We start from the raw sequence: 18,162 nt of genomic DNA, 5'->3' as shown, positions 1-18,162 counted from the left end.
GGCGGATCACCGTCGGCACTGTGGACGGCGTCGAGAGCTACGGCGTTGTGCTGGCGTCCACCGTGGGGCCGCCGTGGAGCTCGACATCGATCATGGTGGCGAGCGTACTGCGACTCCACACTCACCGCCTGAATGCCGGAAATGGACCGCAATGAACCAAACGGACCGTGGTCCGTGTCCGGACCGGACAAATGGAAACATAGCCTGAACTGGCCGTTTGCCGAGCATTTCCGGCCGTAGTTTGCCAGCGGGTTGCCTGAGGCGTGGAATCACCTGCGGGAGCACAACGCTTCCACCGCGCACCGGATCTGTAGTGAGTATCGCCGGTTCGGGAGCGGTTGTTACACAGGCTGATTGGCCTGTTCCGACTTTGGGGGTCACCTATGTTGCGTCGTATCGCGACACCACTCGTCCTTGCCGTCATCGCCGTGTTCGCGTTGGCCTCAAGTTTGCTCGCCGGACCTGCTGATGCCCGGACCCATCACACGCGTGAAGGCGTCGACATCACCCTCACCGCATCCAAGCTCCGGGCGAAGAAAATCCCCGCGCTGGACTCCTCACCGTTCTCCGGCGAAGCACTGCTCTCCTCGGACGTGCACGCGGCCGTCCGCAACATCGACGGCAAGACTGTTCGGGCGACAGTGGAGGTCGGCTACCAGATCGGCTACCCCGTCTCCGTCGCGCCCAACGGCGTGAAGGTCACCGCCCACACCCCCGAACTGAAGTTGACCGGTGGACTGAACGCCAAACTCGCCCCGAATGTCACCATCTCCGGCGGCGGCGGCGGAGGCTCCATCGGCGAGATCGGCGCCGAGCTGGGTGCTGAGGCGACCGTGATCCCGTCCGCGGATCTCGAGTTCGAAGTCGGCGCAGGCAAGATCACCACCGTCACCCTCGCTGAGATCGCCCTAACTCAGCCGACTGCCGACATCGTCCTGTCCGGCATCGAACTCAACACCACCAACGCCCTCGGACCCATCAGCGTCCGCCCCTACGCCAAAATCAGCGTCACCACCGACACCGGCGTCTACGTCTACTACGACCACGGCCCCACCAGCCGCATCTGACCCGGAACGACACCATGACAACGAACCATTCCCGCGGCCGCGAGCGGCACGACCGGGGAACGCTCCTGGCGGGCCTGATCACGCTCACTGCACTCGCAGCAGCAGTCCTGCTCGCGATCTCACTCGCACCGGCCTCCGCCGAAACCCCGGCCGAGCGCTGCAAACGCGAGACCACCGCCTACAACAACGCGTGGAAGAACTCCTGGGCCGCATCACACCCAGGCGAGAAACCCAGCGACGCTCCTAGACCACCCGTGCCCTACAAGTGCGGCAGCAACAACGACGGACCACCGCCGACCGTACAGCCGACGACAACTACACCGGAAGCGCCCACAGGAACAACCGCACCAGAATCGACAGTACCCAGCGACAGTTCGGGCCCAGATCTCAACAATCCGACCGACCGCCGTGACATCCAACACCCCGGAGTGGGACAGCCGACCATCGGTTCGGGCAGCGATACCTCTAGGACGCAGCCACAGACAACATCAGTTCCAGTCTCTCCGAAACGAAAGCAGCCATCAACGACCGTCGGTCAGCAGTCGCAAACAAAACGCGACCCCTCAGCGTCAGCAGATCCTTTGTCCAACGTCAACTTCAGAAACGGCCCCAAGTCCCCCGGGGACGGGCTTCGCCACAACGCGGATGACCCTCACGGGAAATGGTACGGCGGCTGCGAAGAAGGCTATCACCGGAACAATGGCGGCTTGGGGAACTGCTACCCCGACTACGACTACAACGTGATCGATGTGCAGGCCATGGGCAGACAACGCGGTGCCGCTTTGGTTTCATGCAGCTACGGCGTCAACCCGTGCACGATCGGCAAGTCAGTAACATTGACTTCGACAAAGAGCTGGGAAGTCGGCGGCGAGCTTGGCGGAGAAGTCGGCAATGATGTGGGCGCCAAGGCAAGCGCCCAAATATCGGCCAAGTATGGGCAGTCTATGTCCCAGGAAGTCCAGTACTCCAGCTCAATGGGGCTCGATACCAGCAAACTGAAACCTGGGCAACGAATGGTCGGGTACTCCATGTACAATAAGTACCTCGTTACCGTGCAGAAGTATCACACAGAGAGCAAGACGGTGGAATCGACAAAGCAGTATATCGTCTTAATCCCTATCGATGGCCTCGATGCCGATGTGGAAGGCGTGTAGCCATGAGGAGAACCGTTCTGCTCTCTTTGTCTGCGGTCGCCCTGATTGCGGTTGCACTTATCACCACGTTGTACTTCACACGAACCGCGGAGCCTAACCCACCTGCGGCCGAACCCCTTCCCTCGCGCGTTCAGGGCGAAACCGTCACAGGACTCGACCTCGTAGGTTTGCCTCCCTCCACCGCAGAGGCTCGCCTGGGGTATCCAAAAAATGATCCTTTTGGCTCACCCCCGAGAATCATTGGCCAAGACCCTTCGGTCAACTTGAATGCGCCGACTATTGTCACTGCAGTCTGCATGAACCCGAAAAGCGAATCTGAGAGATCGTCTGGCACTGTTGTCTTCGAGGTTGCGAACCCCCAACAGATTAGCGAGAACGACCTCGCTCTACTAAAGAAGTTCACTTATGAGTCACGTCGGCAGCACATTAAGGACGCGACTGGCTGTGAAAGTGACGTGATCGGCGTGTTTGTGCCAGGCGAGAGATAATCAATACTCTGGCACAAGTTGAGGCAGTCGAATAGACGATCAACCGCCCCAACACCCATACGCAGGAAAGGCGCCCCACCCTCCGAAGAGGTTGGGGCGCTTTTCAGTTCACGACAGCGGCGAGACGCTACTGATCCTCCGAGTGATGCTTCGCCGCGATCGCATCCTGACGATCCAGACGGACTGCGAGCTCGTCGAGCCGAGCCGCGAGCGCCTGATCACCCGCACGCCGCGCGACGCGATCCTCACGGACCTCTGCACCGATCATCTCGACGAGCGCTTTTGACCTCGCCGACGGCGTCGGACACGTCGTCGAGGTCCCACCGCATCGGCCGCTGATGCGAGTTGACCGTCGACTCCCAGATCTCCCGGATCGTCTTCGCCTGCTCCTCGACCTGCTTCGCCGTCTCTTCGTGCCGGACACTGCCCTTTCGGGCGATCACGATCGCGGTGATGCCGGTGACTGCCGCCGCGATCAACGCTGCGCCGTTGTCGATGAGTCGAGCAACGAGATCAAAGACGCTGTCAGCCTGGGCCTGCTCCGCAGCCCACACCGACCACGCGCCGGTCACTCGCGGTCCTTGCTGAGGGTCGGGGTGTGCCACGCGGCCACTGTCGAACCACCCGACCGCAGATCAGACGGTATAGTCACCGCCGATCACATCCACCGATGTCCGCACGCGAACAGCCGACTGCCTGACGAGCGGTCCTCGCCCGCGACGACATCGCCTGAGAAAGCCGGAACCATGAGGCCACTTCACGCGATCACCGCCGTCGGTGCAGCCCTTGTGCTTGCACTCTCCGCTTGCGGCACCGAGCAAGAGGCCGCGCCGGCCTTGAGCACCACGGCGCAAGCAGACGCCTCCGGCACCGAGAACGCATTGCGAGCGCGGCTCGACGACGTCTATCGCATCGTCATCCAGGGCGGGCAGTGGGCCAAGGGATACGACTACCTGTCCCCTCGCTGCCAGACGAAGCACAACCGCACCGACGTCGAAGCAGCACTCAAGGCCGAATACGGCCCCGAGTCCGGCCGCGACTTCTCGGGCGAGCCCACGTATGTCATCACCGTGGACGGCAACTCCGCGTCAGTCGTGACACGGGCATCGGATGGCAAGGGCTCGAACGCACCTAAGACCTGGACCTTCGTAGACGGACAGTGGTCGAACGACAGCTGCTGACACCGGACCGCACTCGACGACAGTCGGCCGCTCGGACGATTTCTGGCGAGTACGGACCACAACCAGGACAAGTAGCGGACCGTCGAAGGCATGAGTGTGCGTGAGACGGTCCTCCGAAATCCGAAGCGTTCGGCAGTGATCGGCGTCGGCGGCTTGATAGCACTGCTCGGATCGTGCGGGATCGGCGCAGCGGTGAGCAGCCCCGCGCCGATGGCCAGCCCACCGACGACGATCACACAGACCGAGGTTCTCACGGAGACGACGACTGTCACCGCGACTCCGACAACGTCCGAGCAGCCAGTGAAGCGGACGACCACACGGAAGCCGCGAAAGCCGAGGACGACAACGGAGGAGTCGCCCCGCGTGCGCGCGGCAGTCCCTCGTCGGACCCGAACACCACGACCGGCCCCGACAACCGAGTCGGACGCTTCGTACGCCAACTGCGGTGAAGCTCGAGCAGCGGGCGCGGCGCCGCTTCTCCAAGGCCAACCCGGATATCGCAGCAAACTCGACCGCGACGGCGACGGAGTCGCGTGCGAGTAGCCCCAAGACTCGAAGGTTGACACTTTTCCTCGTATGTCTCATTATCAACACATGTTGATGGATTCGTCGCAGGGCTATTCACTCCGCTCCGATGACACGTGGCGGGACCCGTTCACGATGTACTCACGCCTGCGGGCAGACGACCCCGTCCACAATGTGGTTCCCGCCGATCGGCCGTCCGACGACTTCTGGGTGTTGACCCGCCACGCTGATGTGATGGCGGCAGCAAAGGACTGGCAGACGTTCTCGTCCGCGCAGGGACTGACCGTGACGTACGGCGAACTACAGAAGATCGGGCTCGCCGACAACCCTCCGATGGTGATGCAGGACCCGCCGGTGCACACCGACTTCCGCAAGCTGGTGTCGCGCGGGTTCACTCCGCGCCAGGTCGTGACGCTTGAACCGCTCGTGCGCGACTTCGTGGTCGAGCGAATCGAACGCCTCCGCGCCGAAGGCTCCGGCGACATCGCCGCGGAACTGTTCAAACCGCTGCCGAGCATGGTCGTCGCCCACTACCTCGGTGTGCCGGAAGAAGACCGCGCGCGATTCGATGCGTGGACCGACGCGATCGTCGCCGCCAACCCCGGTGCCGATCTCGGTGCAGCGATGACCTCGGCCGCCGACGCCGTCCTCGAACTCACGTCGTACTTCGCCGAACTCATCGAACACCGCCGCAAGCACCCAGGGGACGACACCGTCTCCCACCTCGTCGACGCGGGAATCGCCACCGACTCGGCGGGCCTGCTGTCGGTGCTCGCGTTCGCATTCACGATGGTCGCAGGCGGCAACGACACGACCACCGGCATGCTCGGCGGTTCGGCAGCCCTGCTCACCGAGCATCGAGACCAACGTCAGATCCTGATCGACGAACCCAACCTCATCGGAACAGCGGTGACCGAACTGTTGCGCCTCACCTCACCGGTACAGGGACTCGCGCGGACCACGACACGCGACGTCGACTACCCCACAGCGACGATCCCCGCGGGCCGAAAGGTCCTGCTCTGCTACGCCTCCGCCAATCGCGACGAGCGTCTCCACGGTCCGGACGCCGACCAACTCGACGTCCGGCGAGATCCGCCCGGCCTGCTCACCTTCAGCCACGGCTCGCATCATTGCCTCGGCGCGGCGGCCGCTCGCATGCAGGCCACCGTCGCTCTCACTGAGCTCTTGCATCGCTGCCCAGACTTCGAGGTGGATGTGGACGGGATCGTCTGGGCGCCGGGCAACTACGTGCGTCGTCCGTTGTCAGTACCCTTCACCGCATGACCTCCGAGTGGACCGGCGCACGACGCTCCGCCGCGCGTGACCGCATCCTGCAGGTGGCTGCCGAACAGTTCGCCGAGCACGGGGGCGACGTGTCGATGTCGGACATCGCAGCAGCGGCCGGCTGTTCGCGCGCGACGCTGTATCGGCATTTCGACAGCCGGACCGCCCTGCAGCTGGCGTACATCGCACAGGTCGCGGGGGAGATCTCCTCAACGATCGAGACCCGCTTGGCAGGCATCGACGACCGAAATGAACGAATCACCGAGGCAGTCTTGATCGCTCTCGCCGAGGTCCGCTCCGATCCCGCGCTGACCGCCTGGTTCACTTCTGCGGGCGCCGGGCTGACCAGTGAGCTCGCGCTGTCGTCGGACTCCGTCGGGGCGATCACGACGGCGTTCACGCAGGATCCGATCGCTGCGGCGTGGATCGTCCGCGTGATCGTCTCACTGCTGATCGTCCCCTCCTCGGAAGACGAGGAGAGGACGATGATTCAGCGTTTTGTGACACCGACGCTCCGCACGGATTCAGCAGCGTCACCCGGCGTCGCCAATAGCTAGCGCTGTCAGCCGAACAGCGCCCCGAGATCCGGGAGCGCACCGTCGACGCTGCCGAACACATCTGACGATCCGTTGCTTCCCGGAGTCTCGGGTGTCGTTCCGCCTCCCGTTCCCGACTGCCCTTCACCCACTCCGAACGCGACTGCGTCGATGTCTTCGAACGTTGTGTCCGATTCGGCCGACGCCAGTACACACGATGCCGCGACCGTGTACGCCGCGGCGGCAGGCGACGGTACGACGAGACTTGCGGTGGCGGTGTGCCCCGCGTCGACCAATGTCGGTGAGCCGTAGGTGATCGCGGGTGCGAGCCCGATCGCTGTCACGTCAGCCTGGATATCCGCCATCTCGGCAGCATCCGCGCCGATCGCACGCATGGAGATCGTCGCGACCTGCTTGGCCTTGTCGAGTTCGGAGATCGCCAGGACGTCGGCTTTACAGACGATCTTCCGCGGCTTCGAATTCGTGAACGTCACCTTCACTGTCGTCTCGTCCAACGACGCCGTGGTCGCATGCGCCCCACCCGACTGCCACGCGTTCGCTTCACCCGTCCCGATCACGAGTGAGGCGGTGAGTGCCGAACCGCATACGAGTGCTGCGGCGAGGCTGGTGCGTGTTGTCATGATTTCTCCTCTACGAGAGTCACCGCTCCTCGGGGCGGAACAGCGACGATCACGACAAGGTGACCACCCCGCAGCACCCTTCGCCAGCGGTCTCGTTGGAATTGAACTGGGTGGTTGACCCCATTTCCGGTGTCTTTGTCCACATAACTGATGAACGACCGGCTGTCAGACAGACCCCGCCGCGGCAAGGCCCACGGCACACGCACCGACCGACCCGCCGAGAGTCAGCACTGCGTACACGAGCCCCCGCCGACCGCCGGTGCGGACGGTCTCCAGGACCGAAGTCGAGAACGTCGTGTACCCGCCGAGGAACCCTGTGCCGATCACCGTCTGCCAGTCGTGATCGGCGCCGTGGAACATCACCATGCCCGCGATCAATCCCATGGCGAGCGAACCCGTCACGTTGATGGCGAAGGTGGGGCCGGGGAAGGCTCCCGGCCACCGACGGCGACAGGCGTCGTCGACGAGGAACCTCAGCACGGCGCCGACCGCACCGGCGAAAAAGGTGAGTATCGGGATCATGCGTGATCACCGGCTATGCGCACGCTGCGGCGTGCCGCCCACACGCCTGCCGCGGCGGCCAGCACACCGACGATCACGCTGACGAGGGCGTAGACGACCGCGATCGCAGGATGCCCGTCCTTGCCCAGCAGGCTGATCTCCAGCGAGAACGCGCTGTAGGTGGTGAATGCTCCGCAGAATCCGGTGCCCGCGGTCAGCCTGATCCGGCGATGCCGCCCGACGTCCGGGCCGCGTCGCACCAGCCCCTCGAGCAGCGCACCGAGCACAAACGCACCGACGATGTTGACCAGGAACGTCCCCACCGGCCACTGCCCCGAGTGTGCGGGCCACTGCTCCTCGGCAGCCCACCGCGCTGCAGTTCCGACCACGCCGCCCGCGAAAACCGACAAGATGTCGCCGACACCTGGTCGGCTGCGCTGCCCGGTCACTCAGCCAGACTACGGGCGATCCGACCTATAGTTGACAGGACATCGACCACACCGGCCCGAGGAGCCCGCCATGTCTGAGTTCATCGACAAGATCAAGCACAAGGTGGAAGAGATCTCCGCAGCGGTCGACAACGAGCTCACCGTCCTCGAGGGCGCGGGCGGCGACGACATCCTGGCCGACCACGACGACAAGCCTACAGAGAACGCCTAGGAGAAGCCCTAGCGGCGGGTGGCGAGTTGGTCGCCGAGTTTGACGACCATCGCGCCGACCGCGAACTTCGGCTTCACGTTCATCTCCAGCACTTCGCGGCATTCCAGCACTGCTTCGATGCAGCGTAGAAGCTTGTCGGGCGTGGCGTAGTCGGCCATGGGCGCCACCACGTCGTGCTCCTTGTCGGGGTGCATCAGCGTGACGCGCGCCCCCAGGGAGACGGCGAGCGCATCGCGGAACAGTGCCGCCAGGTCGACGAGCGCCCGGTCCAGAACGTCACGCATCATGCGGGTCCGTCGCGACTTCTGCTGCTTCTCCAACTCCTTGACCGCGCCCGCGGTCCCTCGAGGCGGCCGCGCCGTGCCTTTGCCGGTTCCGCCGGCCCCCAGCGCCGTCATGAGTTCTTCTGTTTCGGCCGCGTCGATCTCGTCGCTGATCGCTGCCGCCGCTTCAGCCGCTGTCTTCACCAACTTGTCGGCCGCAGAGTACGCCGTCGAATCCCGAGTAGCCGCGCGGGCAAGGCTCAACGCCTGATCGCGCTGCGCACGTGCGATCGGATCGGTCGCGAGTCGCTTCGCCCGGCCGACGTGTCCGCCGGACACCGACGCCGCCCACCGCGCGGGTTCGGCGTCGATGCCGTCCCGTTCCATCAGAACACGTGCGATCTCACTGCTCGTCGGCGCGGTCAGCGCGACGTGCCTGCACCTGGATCGAAGGGTGATCGCGATGTCGTCCGGGGACACCGACGGCGCGCACAGCAGGAAGATCGTGCGGTCCGGCGGCTCTTCCACCGCCTTGAGCAGCGCGTTGGCACCCTGTTCGGTGAGACGATCAGCGTCTTCGACAACCACGATCTGCCACCGGCCGGTGGTCGGGCGTCGCGCGGCCATCGAGACGATCTCACGGATCTGCTTGACCGAGATCGTCAGACCGTCGGGAACGATGTGGCGGACGTCGCCGTGCGATCCAGACATGACCGTCGTGCACGCCCGGCACTCACCGCAGCCCACCACGTCCGACTGGCACTGCAGGGCGGCGGCGAACGCGGTCGCAGCGATCGACCTGCCACTGCCTGCGGGTCCGGTGAACAGCCAGGAGTGGGTCATCGACTCGCGGACGCCCACCGGGAGTTCGTCGACCGGGTCGCCCTCGAACATCGAGACTGCTCCGTCTGCGGCCTCCTCCAGACGTGCCGCGACCAGGCGCGCAGACGTTGCCGCGGCTCGGAGTTCAGCGGCGAGGGTGTCCTGCCCGATCAATCGATCAAAGACATTTGTCACACCGGCAAGCCTAATCCCCAGTTCAGACGACCGATGACCCGCAACCCGTTTAACAATTGCAAGCACCCCGGTACCGTGGACTCGTGGTAGCAAGACGGTTCGGCCTCGCCAAGCCGGCGCAGACCCTGCGCTGGCTGGCACACACGCCCTGGCCTGTCCTTGCCCTCGATCTCCTTCGAGCCAATCTCGTCGGCGCACTCTTCACGTTCGCTTTCCTGCGATTCGGCATGCCACCCGCGGACGCCTTCTCCATCGGCGACGCCGACGCCTACAACCAGATTGCGTTCGCGATCTACCTCGTCGTCGCCGTCCTCGTCGGCATGTACGCCACGGTGGCGCTCAGCATGCCGGTCCTGATATGGCATCGTCGCAGGTCACGGCTCGACGACGCGGCGGCTCGCAAACGAGCTCTCCAGTTGCCGAGCCTCCTGACCCTGACCACACTCGGCCTGTGGACGGTCGGCGGCATCTTCCTCTCGATCATCAACTGGCGCACCACCTCGGCCAAGGACGCGATTCTGGTCGCGTTGGCGAGCCTTGTCGGAGCCCTGGTGACCGGCGTTCTGTCGTTCATGCAGTCTGAGCGCGTCCTGCGTCCCATCACGGTGACCGCGATGGCTAACGATCCTGACTCCACCAACGCGCCCGGCATCACCGCCCGCATCTCGGTGTTCTGGGCGGTGACCGTCGGCGTTCCGATGCTGGTGATCGGCGCCCTCATCGTCCTGCAGCACTACCACTTCATCGACACCGATCCGAGCGGTCTGCTGCGGCCGATCCTGTGGCTGGCCGGCGCGTCGATCGTGTTCGGTCTCCTTGCGATCTCCCGCCTCGTCGGGTCGATCACCGACCCCATCAAACAGCTCCGGGTGGCGTTGGCGCAGGTCCGCGCCGGCAACCTGAACGTGGCAGTCAAGGTGTACGACGGCAACGACCTCGGCGCACTGCAGTCGGGTTTCAACGAGATGGTGTCCGACCTTCGGGAGCGCCAGGAACTGCGGAACCTGTTCGGCCGCTACGTCGGCGAGGACGTCGCCCGCCGCGCCATCGAGACGGGAACTGAGCTCGGCGGCGAGGAGCGCTACGTCGGCGTGCTGTTCGTGGACATCGTCGGCTCGACGCGCCTGGCGGTGAACCGCCCGCCGCGCGAGGTGGTGATGCTCCTCAACGAGTTCTTCCAGATCGTCGTCGAGGTGGTCGGCCGTCACGGCGGGTTCGTCAACAAGTTCCAGGGCGACGCTGCTCTCGCGATCTTCGGTGCGCCTTTGGATCAGGACGACTTCGCGGGGGCCGCTCTCGCCGCCGCCCGTGACCTGCGTGTCCAGCTCGACAAGCGTCTCGGCGACGTCGACATGGGCATCGGCGTCTCCGCGGGCAAGGCAGTCGCCGGCCACATCGGCGCCGAGGAGCGTCTCGAGTACACGGTGATCGGCGACCCGGTGAACGAAGCCGCCCGCCTCACCGAACTGGCCAAGGATGAGCAGACACGCGTCCTCGGATCGGCGCGAGCCGTCTTTCTCGCCGGCGACGACGAGGCCGCCCACTGGGCCATCGGCGAAGGCGTCGAACTCCGCGGTCGAGGCATCGAGACCCTCCTGGCCCGCCCCGACATCGACGTCACGACGCCCACTGTTCCTGAAGCCTGAGTCCGGTTCACAGCAAGAGATGCTGAGGACACCCGGATCGGCCCCCGAACGCTGCTTCCAGCGACATCCGCTCCCCGAAGAAGCAATCCGCTCCCGTCGGCTACATCCGCTCCCTTCCCGGAGGGAGCGGATGTAGCCGAGAGGAGCGGATGTCGACGAAGGGAGCGGATGGAGGCCACCCGCTGTCGTCCCCAGCGTCTTTGACGAAAGGCCGCGGTGGGAAGCTAAGCCTCCGGAGCCGCCTTCTTGGCAGCTGTCTTCTTAGCCGCCGTCGTCTTCTTGGACGCGGTGGTCTTCTTCGCCGCGGTCGTCTTCTTCGCCGCGGTCGTCTTCTTAGCCGCCGTGGTCTTCTTGGCGGCAGTCTTCTTCGCCGTCGTCTTCTTGGCGGTCTTCTTGGCAGCCTTCTTCGCCGGCCCGCGGGCGCGGCGGTCGGCGAGCAACTCCATCGCCCGTTCCGGGGTGATGGTGGCGACTTCGTCGCCCTTTCGGAGGCTGGCGTTCGTCTCGCCGTCGGTCACGTACGGGCCGAAGCGGCCGTCCTTGATGACCATGGGTGCGCCGCTGACGTCGTCGTTCTTGCCGAGTTCACGCAGCGGCGGAGCTGCTGCGGCCCGGCCGCGGCGCTTGGGTTCGGCGTAGATCTTGATCGCCTCGTCAAGCGTCACGTCGAAGAGCTGGGCTTCGCTGGTCAGCGACCGGGAGTCGGTGCCCTTCTTCAGGTACGGGCCGTAGCGGCCGTTCTGCGCGGTGATCTCCTCGTTCGTCGCGGGGTCGACGCCGACCACACGCGGCAGGGACAGCAGTTTGAGTGCGTCCTCGAGCGTGACGGATGCGATGTCCATCGTCTTGAACAGCGAACCGGTGCGCGGCTTGGGCGCAGCCTTCTTGGCGGCTTTCTTCGCCGTCTTCTTGGCGACCTTCTTAGCTGTCGAGGTGACGGTCGCGACACTGCCGGACGGAACCTCGTCGAGGGCGACGACGGCGTCGCCGGTCGGGAGGTCACCTCCGTCACGCGGGGTGGGCCCTGCCGGGATCGTCGGGACGGGTGCGCCGTCGTCAGGCTCCTCGTCGTCGGGGAGGATCTCGGTGACGTACGGGCCGAAGCGGCCCTCCTTGGCGACGATGCGGTGCCCGGTCACCGGGTCGACGCCCAGTTCCCGTCCGTCCTGAGGCGTCTCGAAGAGCTTCTCGGCGACGGCGAGGGTCAGCTCGTCGGGCGTCATGTCGGCGGGCAGGTTCGCGCGCTGCAGATCGGGTTCGGCATCCGGACCTGCGACGTTGCGTTCCAAGTACGGTCCGTACCGGCCGACGCGGACGAACACCGGACGGCCTTCGGAATCGTCGAACAGCTTGATCGAGTTCACTTCGCGAGCGTCGATGCCCTCGAGGTTCACACCGACGAGCTTCTTGAGGCCACCGAGGCGGGCGATCGCGCCCGCGGCGTCCTCGTCCTTCGACGCGCCCTCTTCGTCACCGAAGTAGAACTCGGTGAGCCAGCGGGTGCGGTCTTCCTGGCCGGATGCGATCTGGTCGAGGTCGTCTTCCAGTGAGGCAGTGAAGTCGTAGTCGACGAGACTGTTGAAGTAGCTCTCGAGCAGTCCGACGACGGCGAACGCCACCCACGACGGGACGAGGGCGTTGCCCTTCTTCACCACGTAGCCGCGGTCCTGGATGGTTCCGATGATCGACGCGTACGTCGACGGACGGCCGATGCCGAGCTCTTCGAGGACCTTGACCAGCGACGCTTCGGTGTAGCGGGCGGGCGGGTTGGTCGAGTGTCCGTCGGCGACGAGCGAGGTCGCAGTGAGCGACTGACCTTCAACGAGGTTCGGGAGTCGGCTCTCGGCGTCGTCCGCCTGGCCGCCCGCGAGCTCGTCGACGGTCTCGACGTACGCCGACAGGAAGCCGGGGAACGTGATGGTGCGGCCGGACGATGCGAACGTGACTTGCTCGCCGGTCGACGCTCGTCCACCGATCTTGAGGCTCATCGTGGTGCCCTTGGCGTCTGCCATCTGCGATGCGACGGTACGCTGCCAGATCAGCTCATAGAGGCGGAACTCGTCGGTGTCGAGCGCCGAAGCCACCTGTCCGGGGGTGCGGAAGGTCTCGCCCGCCGGGCGGATCGCCTCGTGCGCCTCCTGCGCGTTCTTCACCTTGCGGTTGTACTGACGCGGGGTGGCGTGCACGAACTTGTCGCCGTACAGGTCGCGGGCCTGCGCGCGGGCGGCGGTGATGGCCGACTCCGACAGCGTGGTCGAGTCGGTACGCATGTACGTGATGTAGCCGTTCTCATACAGCCGCTGCGCGATGCGCATGGTGCGGTCGGACGTGAAGCGGAGTTTCCGGCCGGCCTCCTGCTGGAGGGTCGACGTCATGAACGGCGCGTACGGCCGACGGGTGTACGGCTTCTCCTCCACCGACGTGACCGCGAGCGCGGCGCCGTCGAGGGCGGCGGACAGCGCGTTGGCGCGGGCGCCGTCGAGCACCGTGACGCCGGAGGCCTTCTTCAGCTTGCCGTCGGACCCGAAGTCGCGGCCGGTGGCCACACGGTCGTCGTTGATGTTGACCAGTCGCGAACTGAAGGTGCGCGGCGCGGCGTTCTCGCCTGCGTCCATCGTGGCGGCGATGTCCCAGTAGTCGGCCGACACGAACGCCATGCGCTCGCGTTCGCGCTCGACGATGATGCGCGTCGCGACCGACTGCACGCGGCCTGCCGACAGCTTCGGCATGACCTTCTTCCACAGGACCGGCGACACCTCATAGCCGTACAGGCGGTCGAGGATGCGGCGGGTCTCCTGCGCGTCGACCATCGGCATGTCGAGTTCGCGCGGGTTCTCGGCGGCGGCGAGGATCGCCGACTCGGTGATCTCGTGGAACACCATCCGCTTGACGGGGATCTTCGGCTTCAGGGTCTCGAGGAGGTGCCATGCGATGGCCTCCCCCTCGCGGTCACCGTCCGTCGCGAGGTAGAGCTCGTCGACGTCGCGCATCAGCGCACGCAGCTCCGACACTGTCGACTTCTTGTCGGCGGAGACGACGTACAGCGGCTCGAAGCGGTCGTCGACGTTGACGCCGAGCCTGGCCCACGGCTGCCCCTTGTACTTCGCGGGCACATCAGCCGCGCCACGAGGCAGATCGCGGATGTGTCCACGCGAGGACTCGACGACGTAGTTCGATCCGAGGTATCCCTGGATCTTGCGTGCCTTGGTCGGGGACTCCACGATCACGAGTCGCCGGACGGCGGAGGACGCACTGCCTTTGGTGGCCACACCGTGCCCTTCGTTCTGAAGAAAAGTTTCGCTGTTCGAATGCCGTTGTACCTTATATACGGGGTGTTCTGCACTCCACCCCGCCTAACGGGTCGAAGGTCACGATTGTTCCCGAGGGCGCGCGGGAGCAGTACAGCAGTCCGAAGCCTCACCTCGCTGTGGAGGCCGGACAGCCGCGTGCCCATCAACTCGACGCATACGTCGTAAATCCCATCGAACTCAACGACTCCGAGATTCTCGACATCCCAGAAGACGTTGTCCACCTGCTGATCACGAACTACAAACGCTGGTACCCGATCGGAAGTCCGGCTTTAGGGACAACGCGGATCGCCCACGAAGTCTTTTTGCACCTCAACGAGGTCGCCGCATTCGAATTTGCGATAGCCGAGGCCGACACCCCGGACGATCGTGCCAAACTCGAGCGGATCGCCGCCCGCTTCGCTTCCTCCGGGCTCGCGTAATCCGGAACTCACATTCAGCCCTCCGGCCACACCCCGCCCGGAGCTTCGAGGGGAACCCCGCCGACGGTCTCAGCGAGGCGAGAGAGTCGCTTGTGTCCCGACACCCGCAGGGCGGGGTTGTTTCCGCGGACGCCGACGAGGGTCGGGGCTATGCCGACGCGCATGAGCGACGTCGCGAGCGGAGCGTGTGTGTCGGGGGCGCTGGGGTCGAGCCCGAGGACGTAGTGGACGCCGTCGAAGCGTCCCGCCGAGAGCACCCAGAGGCGTAATGCGCGTGGACTGGGCGTCCACCCTTCCGGAACCGCTTTCACCGCGCCAGAGGACCAGCGGCGGTGCAGTGCGGTGATCCGGGGGTTGGCCTCGGTGCGGGCGATCGGCGATCCCTCTTCCGATGTGAGGGTTTCGGCGTCGAGTCCGGTCGCCATGATGTCGGCGGCGATCTCGTCTGCCCGCCACTGCTCGTGGACGACGACGGATACACGCGCGCCGAGCGACGTGTGGACCGACTGTCCTTGTGCCGCAAGGAGACCCGCAAGATCGTCGATCACAGGATCTTCCGTGTCTGCGGAGAACAACGACATCTGGCTCACACCGTTGATCTTATAGTGCAGAACGCACAACTCCCGGCCCCGCCGAAGCGGAACCGGGAGTTGTGTCTAAGTGTCTGGTGTCGCCCCGAGGGGCGGGTCAAATCAGACTGCGCGAACGCCGGTGGCCTGCGGGCCCTTGGTGCCCTGGCCGACCTCGAACTCCACGCGCTGGTTCTCTTCGAGGGTTTTGAAGCCGTTGCCCTGGATCTCCGAGTAATGAACGAACACGTCGTCATTGCCCTCGTCAGGCGCGATGAAGCCGAAGCCCTTCTCCGCGTTGAACCACTTCACAGTGCCCTGTGCCATTTACTGCATTCCTAACTTTTGCTTCCCGTCACGGAACGTCCCGACGGGGGCCTGTTCCGACCGCCATACCTCAACTAGCCCCGCCTATTGGCGATGGAACCGACTGCAAGTACCACGCTCGCAACTACCTTCGCCATCGAAGCGAAGTGTGCGACCAGGACTAGCTAATCACGTTTCGGGGCGGCGCGATACTTTTAGCGCACGACGATCGAGAAGAACCTGGAGCGAGGACGATGCAACACGCGACGTACGGCAGCGAACTGCTCGGTCGCACCCTCGCCGGAACACCGTCCGACGAAACGTCGCCCCTCACTCACATGGCCGTGATCCCCACGCGGACAGCACAATTCGACGAGTGGCCGGAATGGGTCCATCCGCAGGTCCGGGAGGCGTTCGTCGAGCGCGGCGTCCGGACGCCGTGGCGTCACCAGATCGCCGCGGCGAATCATGCGCGCGAGGGACGCCACGTGTGCGTCTGCACCGGCACCGCGTCGGGCAAGTCACTCGCCTACCAGTTGCCGATCCTCACCACGTTCGCCGAGGATCCCAACGCGACTGCGCTCTACCTGTCCCCCACAAAGGCGCTCGGCAGCGATCAGCTGCGGGCGACGGCCCAATTGATCACCGGACGGCCGGCCTTCGCACACCTGCAGCCGTGCGCGTACGACGGCGACACCGACTCCGAGCTGCGCCAGTGGGCGCGACAGCATTCACGGTGGATCTTCACCAACCCCGACATGCTGCACGTCGGCATCTGTTCGTCGCACCCCAAGTGGCGGCAGTTCTTCAGCAAGCTCAAGTACATCGTCGTAGACGAATGCCACCACTATCGCGGTGTGTTCGGGTCGCACACCGCGCTGGTCCTGCAACGCACACTGCGCATCGCTCGACGCTACGGTGCGAACCCCGTCGTGATCGGAGCGTCGGCGACGGTGTCGAATCCCGCGCAGGCGCTGTCGCGGCTCATCGGCGAGGAAGTCGTCGCCGTCACGGACGACACCTCGCCGCACGGCGAGCGCACCGTCGCCATGTGGGAGCCGGGATTCCTCGAGGGCTCCGGCGGAGAGGATCCGACGACCGGCGAGAACGGCGCACCTATCCGGCGCGCCGCGGGCGCTGAGGCGGCGCGTCTGCTCGCCGATTTCGTCATCGAAGGCGCCCGCACCCTGTGCTTCGTACGGTCTCGCCGTGGGGTCGAGGTGACGGCGGTCAAGGCCAAGCAGTTGCTTGCGGAGTCGGCGCCCGAACTCGTCGATCGCGTAGCCGCGTATCGCGCCGGCTACCTCGCCGACGATCGCCGCAAGCTGGAACGCGCGCTGTCCGACGGGGAACTGCTCGGCGTCGCCACCACCAACGCTCTTGAACTCGGGGTCGACATCAGCGGGCTCGACGCCGTCGTCGTCGCAGGATACCCGGGGACAGTCGCATCGTTCTGGCAGCAGGCCGGGCGCGCCGGACGACGTGGCGAAGGGTCGCTTGTAGTGATGATCGCGCGCGACGATCCGCTCGACACGTACCTCGTCCACCATCCCGAAGCTCTACTGGAGCGGCCCGTCGAGGCGACGGTCACGGACCCGACCAACCCGTACGTCCTCGGCCCACACCTGCTGTGCGCCGCAACCGAGTTCCCGATCAGCCCTGACGAAGCCGAGGCGTGGCACGCTGTCGACGTGATCGACGAACTCGTCGCCGGCGGGCAGCTCAAGCGACGGAAAGCCGGGTGGTACCCCGCGCCCGGCCTGGATCCCCACGGCGACATCGACATCCGCGGCGGCATCGGCGGCCAAGTGCTGATCGTCGACGCGACAACCTCCCGCCTCCTCGGGACCGTCGACTCCTCGCGTGCGAAGACGTCCGTCTTCCCCGGTGCCGTCTATCTGCATCAGGGCGAGAGCTTTGTGGTCGACGAACTCGACCTCGACGACGGCCTCGCTCTGGCTCACCCTGAGGAACCGGACTGGACCACGTCTCCGCGCGAGGTGAGCGACGTGGTGATCGACCGGGTCGTCGAGCAGCGCTCGTTCGGACCGTTGACCGTCGCCTTCGTCGAGGTGACCGTGACGAGCCAGGTGGTCGGCTTCCTCCGGAAGGCACTGTCGGGCGAGATCCTCGACCAGGTGGCGCTCGACCTACCGGAGGAGAGCCTTCCGACGAGAGCCGTCATGTACACCCTCGAGCCGGACACCATGGTCGACGCCGGGATCGCACCCGACAAGTTCCCCGGCGCGCTTCACGCCGCCGAACACGCGGCCATCGGCATGCTCGGGCTGGTCGCGACGTGCGACCGCTGGGACATCGGCGGACTGTCGACCGACGTGCATCCGCAGACCGCACTGCCCACGGTGTTCGTATACGACGGCTTCCCCGGAGGCGCAGGATTCGCCGAGCGCGGCTATCACGCGTTCGCAGATTGGATCTCCGCGACCGATGTCGCAGTCTCCTCCTGCACATGCGACTTCGGCTGCCCGTCGTGTGTGCAATCGCCAAAGTGCGGCAACGGAAACGAACCGCTCGACAAAGAACACGCCATCAAGCTCCTCCGCCTTCTCGGGCGGTTGTACGGGAGTTGACGG

The 18,162-nt window shown here is 65.4% G+C and carries 19 protein-coding genes; 11 read left to right on the top strand and 8 right to left on the bottom strand.

The window, feature by feature from the left end; all coding sequences use genetic code 11:
* The first annotated feature begins 383 nt into the window (after nt 1–383).
* From WFK36_RS19745 to WFK36_RS19735, 3 genes are all read left to right on the top strand, one after another.
* The gene (locus tag WFK36_RS19745) at nt 384–1,067 is read left to right on the top strand and encodes an MspA family porin (protein ID WP_336793711.1); all 684 of its coding nucleotides are present in this window, start codon (nt 384–386) and stop codon (nt 1,065–1,067) included.
* Between the two features lie 14 nt (nt 1,068–1,081).
* On the top strand, nt 1,082–2,221 hold the full coding sequence (locus WFK36_RS19740; RefSeq protein WP_336793710.1) for a hypothetical protein: 1,140 nt from the start codon (nt 1,082–1,084) through the stop codon (nt 2,219–2,221).
* Between the two features lie 633 nt (nt 2,222–2,854).
* Nucleotides 2,855–2,995 carry a hypothetical protein gene (locus WFK36_RS19735; protein ID WP_336793708.1) on the top strand — a complete coding sequence of 47 codons (141 nt, stop codon included), beginning with the start codon at nt 2,855–2,857 and terminating at the stop codon, nt 2,993–2,995.
* Here the strand turns inward: WFK36_RS19735 and WFK36_RS19730 are convergent.
* Complete coding sequence (locus WFK36_RS19730; RefSeq protein ID WP_336793707.1) at nt 2,955–3,314, bottom strand: hypothetical protein; 360 nt, start codon at nt 3,312–3,314, stop codon at nt 2,955–2,957. The two genes, WFK36_RS19735 and WFK36_RS19730, sit on opposite strands and share 41 nt — an antisense overlap.
* A 141-nt stretch (nt 3,315–3,455) precedes the next feature.
* Here WFK36_RS19730 and WFK36_RS19725 point away from each other — a divergent pair, with 141 nt between their 5' ends.
* From WFK36_RS19725 to WFK36_RS19710, 4 genes are all read left to right on the top strand, one after another.
* Complete coding sequence (locus WFK36_RS19725) at nt 3,456–3,890, top strand: hypothetical protein (RefSeq protein WP_336793706.1); 435 nt, start codon at nt 3,456–3,458, stop codon at nt 3,888–3,890.
* 90 nt (nt 3,891–3,980) lie between these two features.
* Nucleotides 3,981–4,433 carry an excalibur calcium-binding domain-containing protein gene (locus WFK36_RS19720; protein ID WP_336793704.1) on the top strand — a complete coding sequence of 151 codons (453 nt, stop codon included), beginning with the start codon at nt 3,981–3,983 and terminating at the stop codon, nt 4,431–4,433.
* A gap of 51 nt (nt 4,434–4,484) precedes the next feature.
* On the top strand, nt 4,485–5,699 hold the full coding sequence (locus tag WFK36_RS19715; RefSeq protein WP_336793702.1) for a cytochrome P450: 1,215 nt from the start codon (nt 4,485–4,487) through the stop codon (nt 5,697–5,699).
* The gene (locus WFK36_RS19710) at nt 5,696–6,256 is read left to right on the top strand and encodes a TetR/AcrR family transcriptional regulator (RefSeq protein ID WP_336793701.1); all 561 of its coding nucleotides are present in this window, start codon (nt 5,696–5,698) and stop codon (nt 6,254–6,256) included. Before WFK36_RS19715 ends, WFK36_RS19710 begins: the two co-directional genes overlap by 4 nt.
* 5 nt (nt 6,257–6,261) lie before the next feature.
* Here the strand turns inward: WFK36_RS19710 and WFK36_RS19705 are convergent, their stop codons facing one another.
* The 3 genes from WFK36_RS19705 to WFK36_RS19695 all read right to left on the bottom strand — a co-directional run bounded on the left by WFK36_RS19705 (nt 6,262) and on the right by WFK36_RS19695 (nt 7,826).
* On the bottom strand, nt 6,262–6,876 hold the full coding sequence (locus tag WFK36_RS19705; RefSeq protein ID WP_336793700.1) for a hypothetical protein: 615 nt from the start codon (nt 6,874–6,876) through the stop codon (nt 6,262–6,264).
* Between the two features lie 165 nt (nt 6,877–7,041).
* Nucleotides 7,042–7,398 carry a fluoride efflux transporter FluC gene (locus WFK36_RS19700; protein ID WP_336793699.1) on the bottom strand — a complete coding sequence of 119 codons (357 nt, stop codon included), beginning with the start codon at nt 7,396–7,398 and terminating at the stop codon, nt 7,042–7,044.
* Nucleotides 7,395–7,826: a fluoride efflux transporter FluC gene (locus tag WFK36_RS19695; RefSeq protein ID WP_336793698.1), complete on the bottom strand. Its 432-nt coding sequence runs from the start codon at nt 7,824–7,826 to the stop codon at nt 7,395–7,397. Before WFK36_RS19695 ends, WFK36_RS19700 begins: the two co-directional genes overlap by 4 nt.
* A 70-nt stretch (nt 7,827–7,896) precedes the next feature.
* Here WFK36_RS19695 and WFK36_RS19690 point away from each other — a divergent pair, with 70 nt between their 5' ends.
* Nucleotides 7,897–8,037, top strand: coding sequence for a hypothetical protein (locus WFK36_RS19690; RefSeq protein WP_169332786.1), 141 nt, complete (start codon nt 7,897–7,899; stop codon nt 8,035–8,037).
* Between the two features lie 8 nt (nt 8,038–8,045).
* Here WFK36_RS19690 and WFK36_RS19685 read toward each other — a convergent pair whose 3' ends face one another.
* Nucleotides 8,046–9,317: a DNA polymerase III subunit delta' gene (locus WFK36_RS19685; RefSeq protein WP_336793697.1), complete on the bottom strand. Its 1,272-nt coding sequence runs from the start codon at nt 9,315–9,317 to the stop codon at nt 8,046–8,048.
* Between the two features lie 83 nt (nt 9,318–9,400).
* Here WFK36_RS19685 and WFK36_RS19680 point away from each other — a divergent pair, with 83 nt between their 5' ends.
* Nucleotides 9,401–10,963 carry an adenylate/guanylate cyclase domain-containing protein gene (locus tag WFK36_RS19680; protein WP_336793696.1) on the top strand — a complete coding sequence of 521 codons (1,563 nt, stop codon included), beginning with the start codon at nt 9,401–9,403 and terminating at the stop codon, nt 10,961–10,963.
* Between the two features lie 224 nt (nt 10,964–11,187).
* Here WFK36_RS19680 and topA read toward each other — a convergent pair whose 3' ends face one another.
* Complete coding sequence (topA, locus tag WFK36_RS19675; protein ID WP_336793695.1) at nt 11,188–14,232, bottom strand: type I DNA topoisomerase; 3,045 nt, start codon at nt 14,230–14,232, stop codon at nt 11,188–11,190.
* Between the two features lie 158 nt (nt 14,233–14,390).
* On the opposite strand from topA, the gene WFK36_RS19670 reads away from it, so the two are divergent.
* Nucleotides 14,391–14,693 carry a hypothetical protein gene (locus tag WFK36_RS19670; RefSeq protein ID WP_336793693.1) on the top strand — a complete coding sequence of 101 codons (303 nt, stop codon included), beginning with the start codon at nt 14,391–14,393 and terminating at the stop codon, nt 14,691–14,693.
* A 14-nt stretch (nt 14,694–14,707) separates the two neighbouring features.
* Here the strand turns inward: WFK36_RS19670 and WFK36_RS19665 are convergent, their stop codons facing one another.
* Nucleotides 14,708–15,283 carry a hypothetical protein gene (locus WFK36_RS19665; protein ID WP_336793692.1) on the bottom strand — a complete coding sequence of 192 codons (576 nt, stop codon included), beginning with the start codon at nt 15,281–15,283 and terminating at the stop codon, nt 14,708–14,710.
* A 102-nt stretch (nt 15,284–15,385) separates the two neighbouring features.
* Entirely contained in the window at nt 15,386–15,589 is a 204-nt protein-coding gene (locus WFK36_RS19660; RefSeq protein WP_008380101.1) for a cold-shock protein, read from the bottom strand.
* Between the two features lie 233 nt (nt 15,590–15,822).
* Between WFK36_RS19660 and WFK36_RS19655 the strand changes: the two genes are divergently transcribed.
* Nucleotides 15,823–18,159 (top strand): DEAD/DEAH box helicase, encoded by a 2,337-nt coding sequence (locus WFK36_RS19655; protein WP_336793690.1) that lies wholly within the window; start codon nt 15,823–15,825, stop codon nt 18,157–18,159.
* Nucleotides 18,160–18,162 lie beyond the last annotated feature (3 nt).

The sequence above is a fragment of the Gordonia malaquae genome (assembly GCF_037148075.1).
Lineage (GTDB): Bacteria > Actinomycetota > Actinomycetes > Mycobacteriales > Mycobacteriaceae > Gordonia > Gordonia malaquae.
Note: the sequence above shows the minus strand (reverse complement) of the source record. Positions and strands in the feature narration are given on the sequence as shown.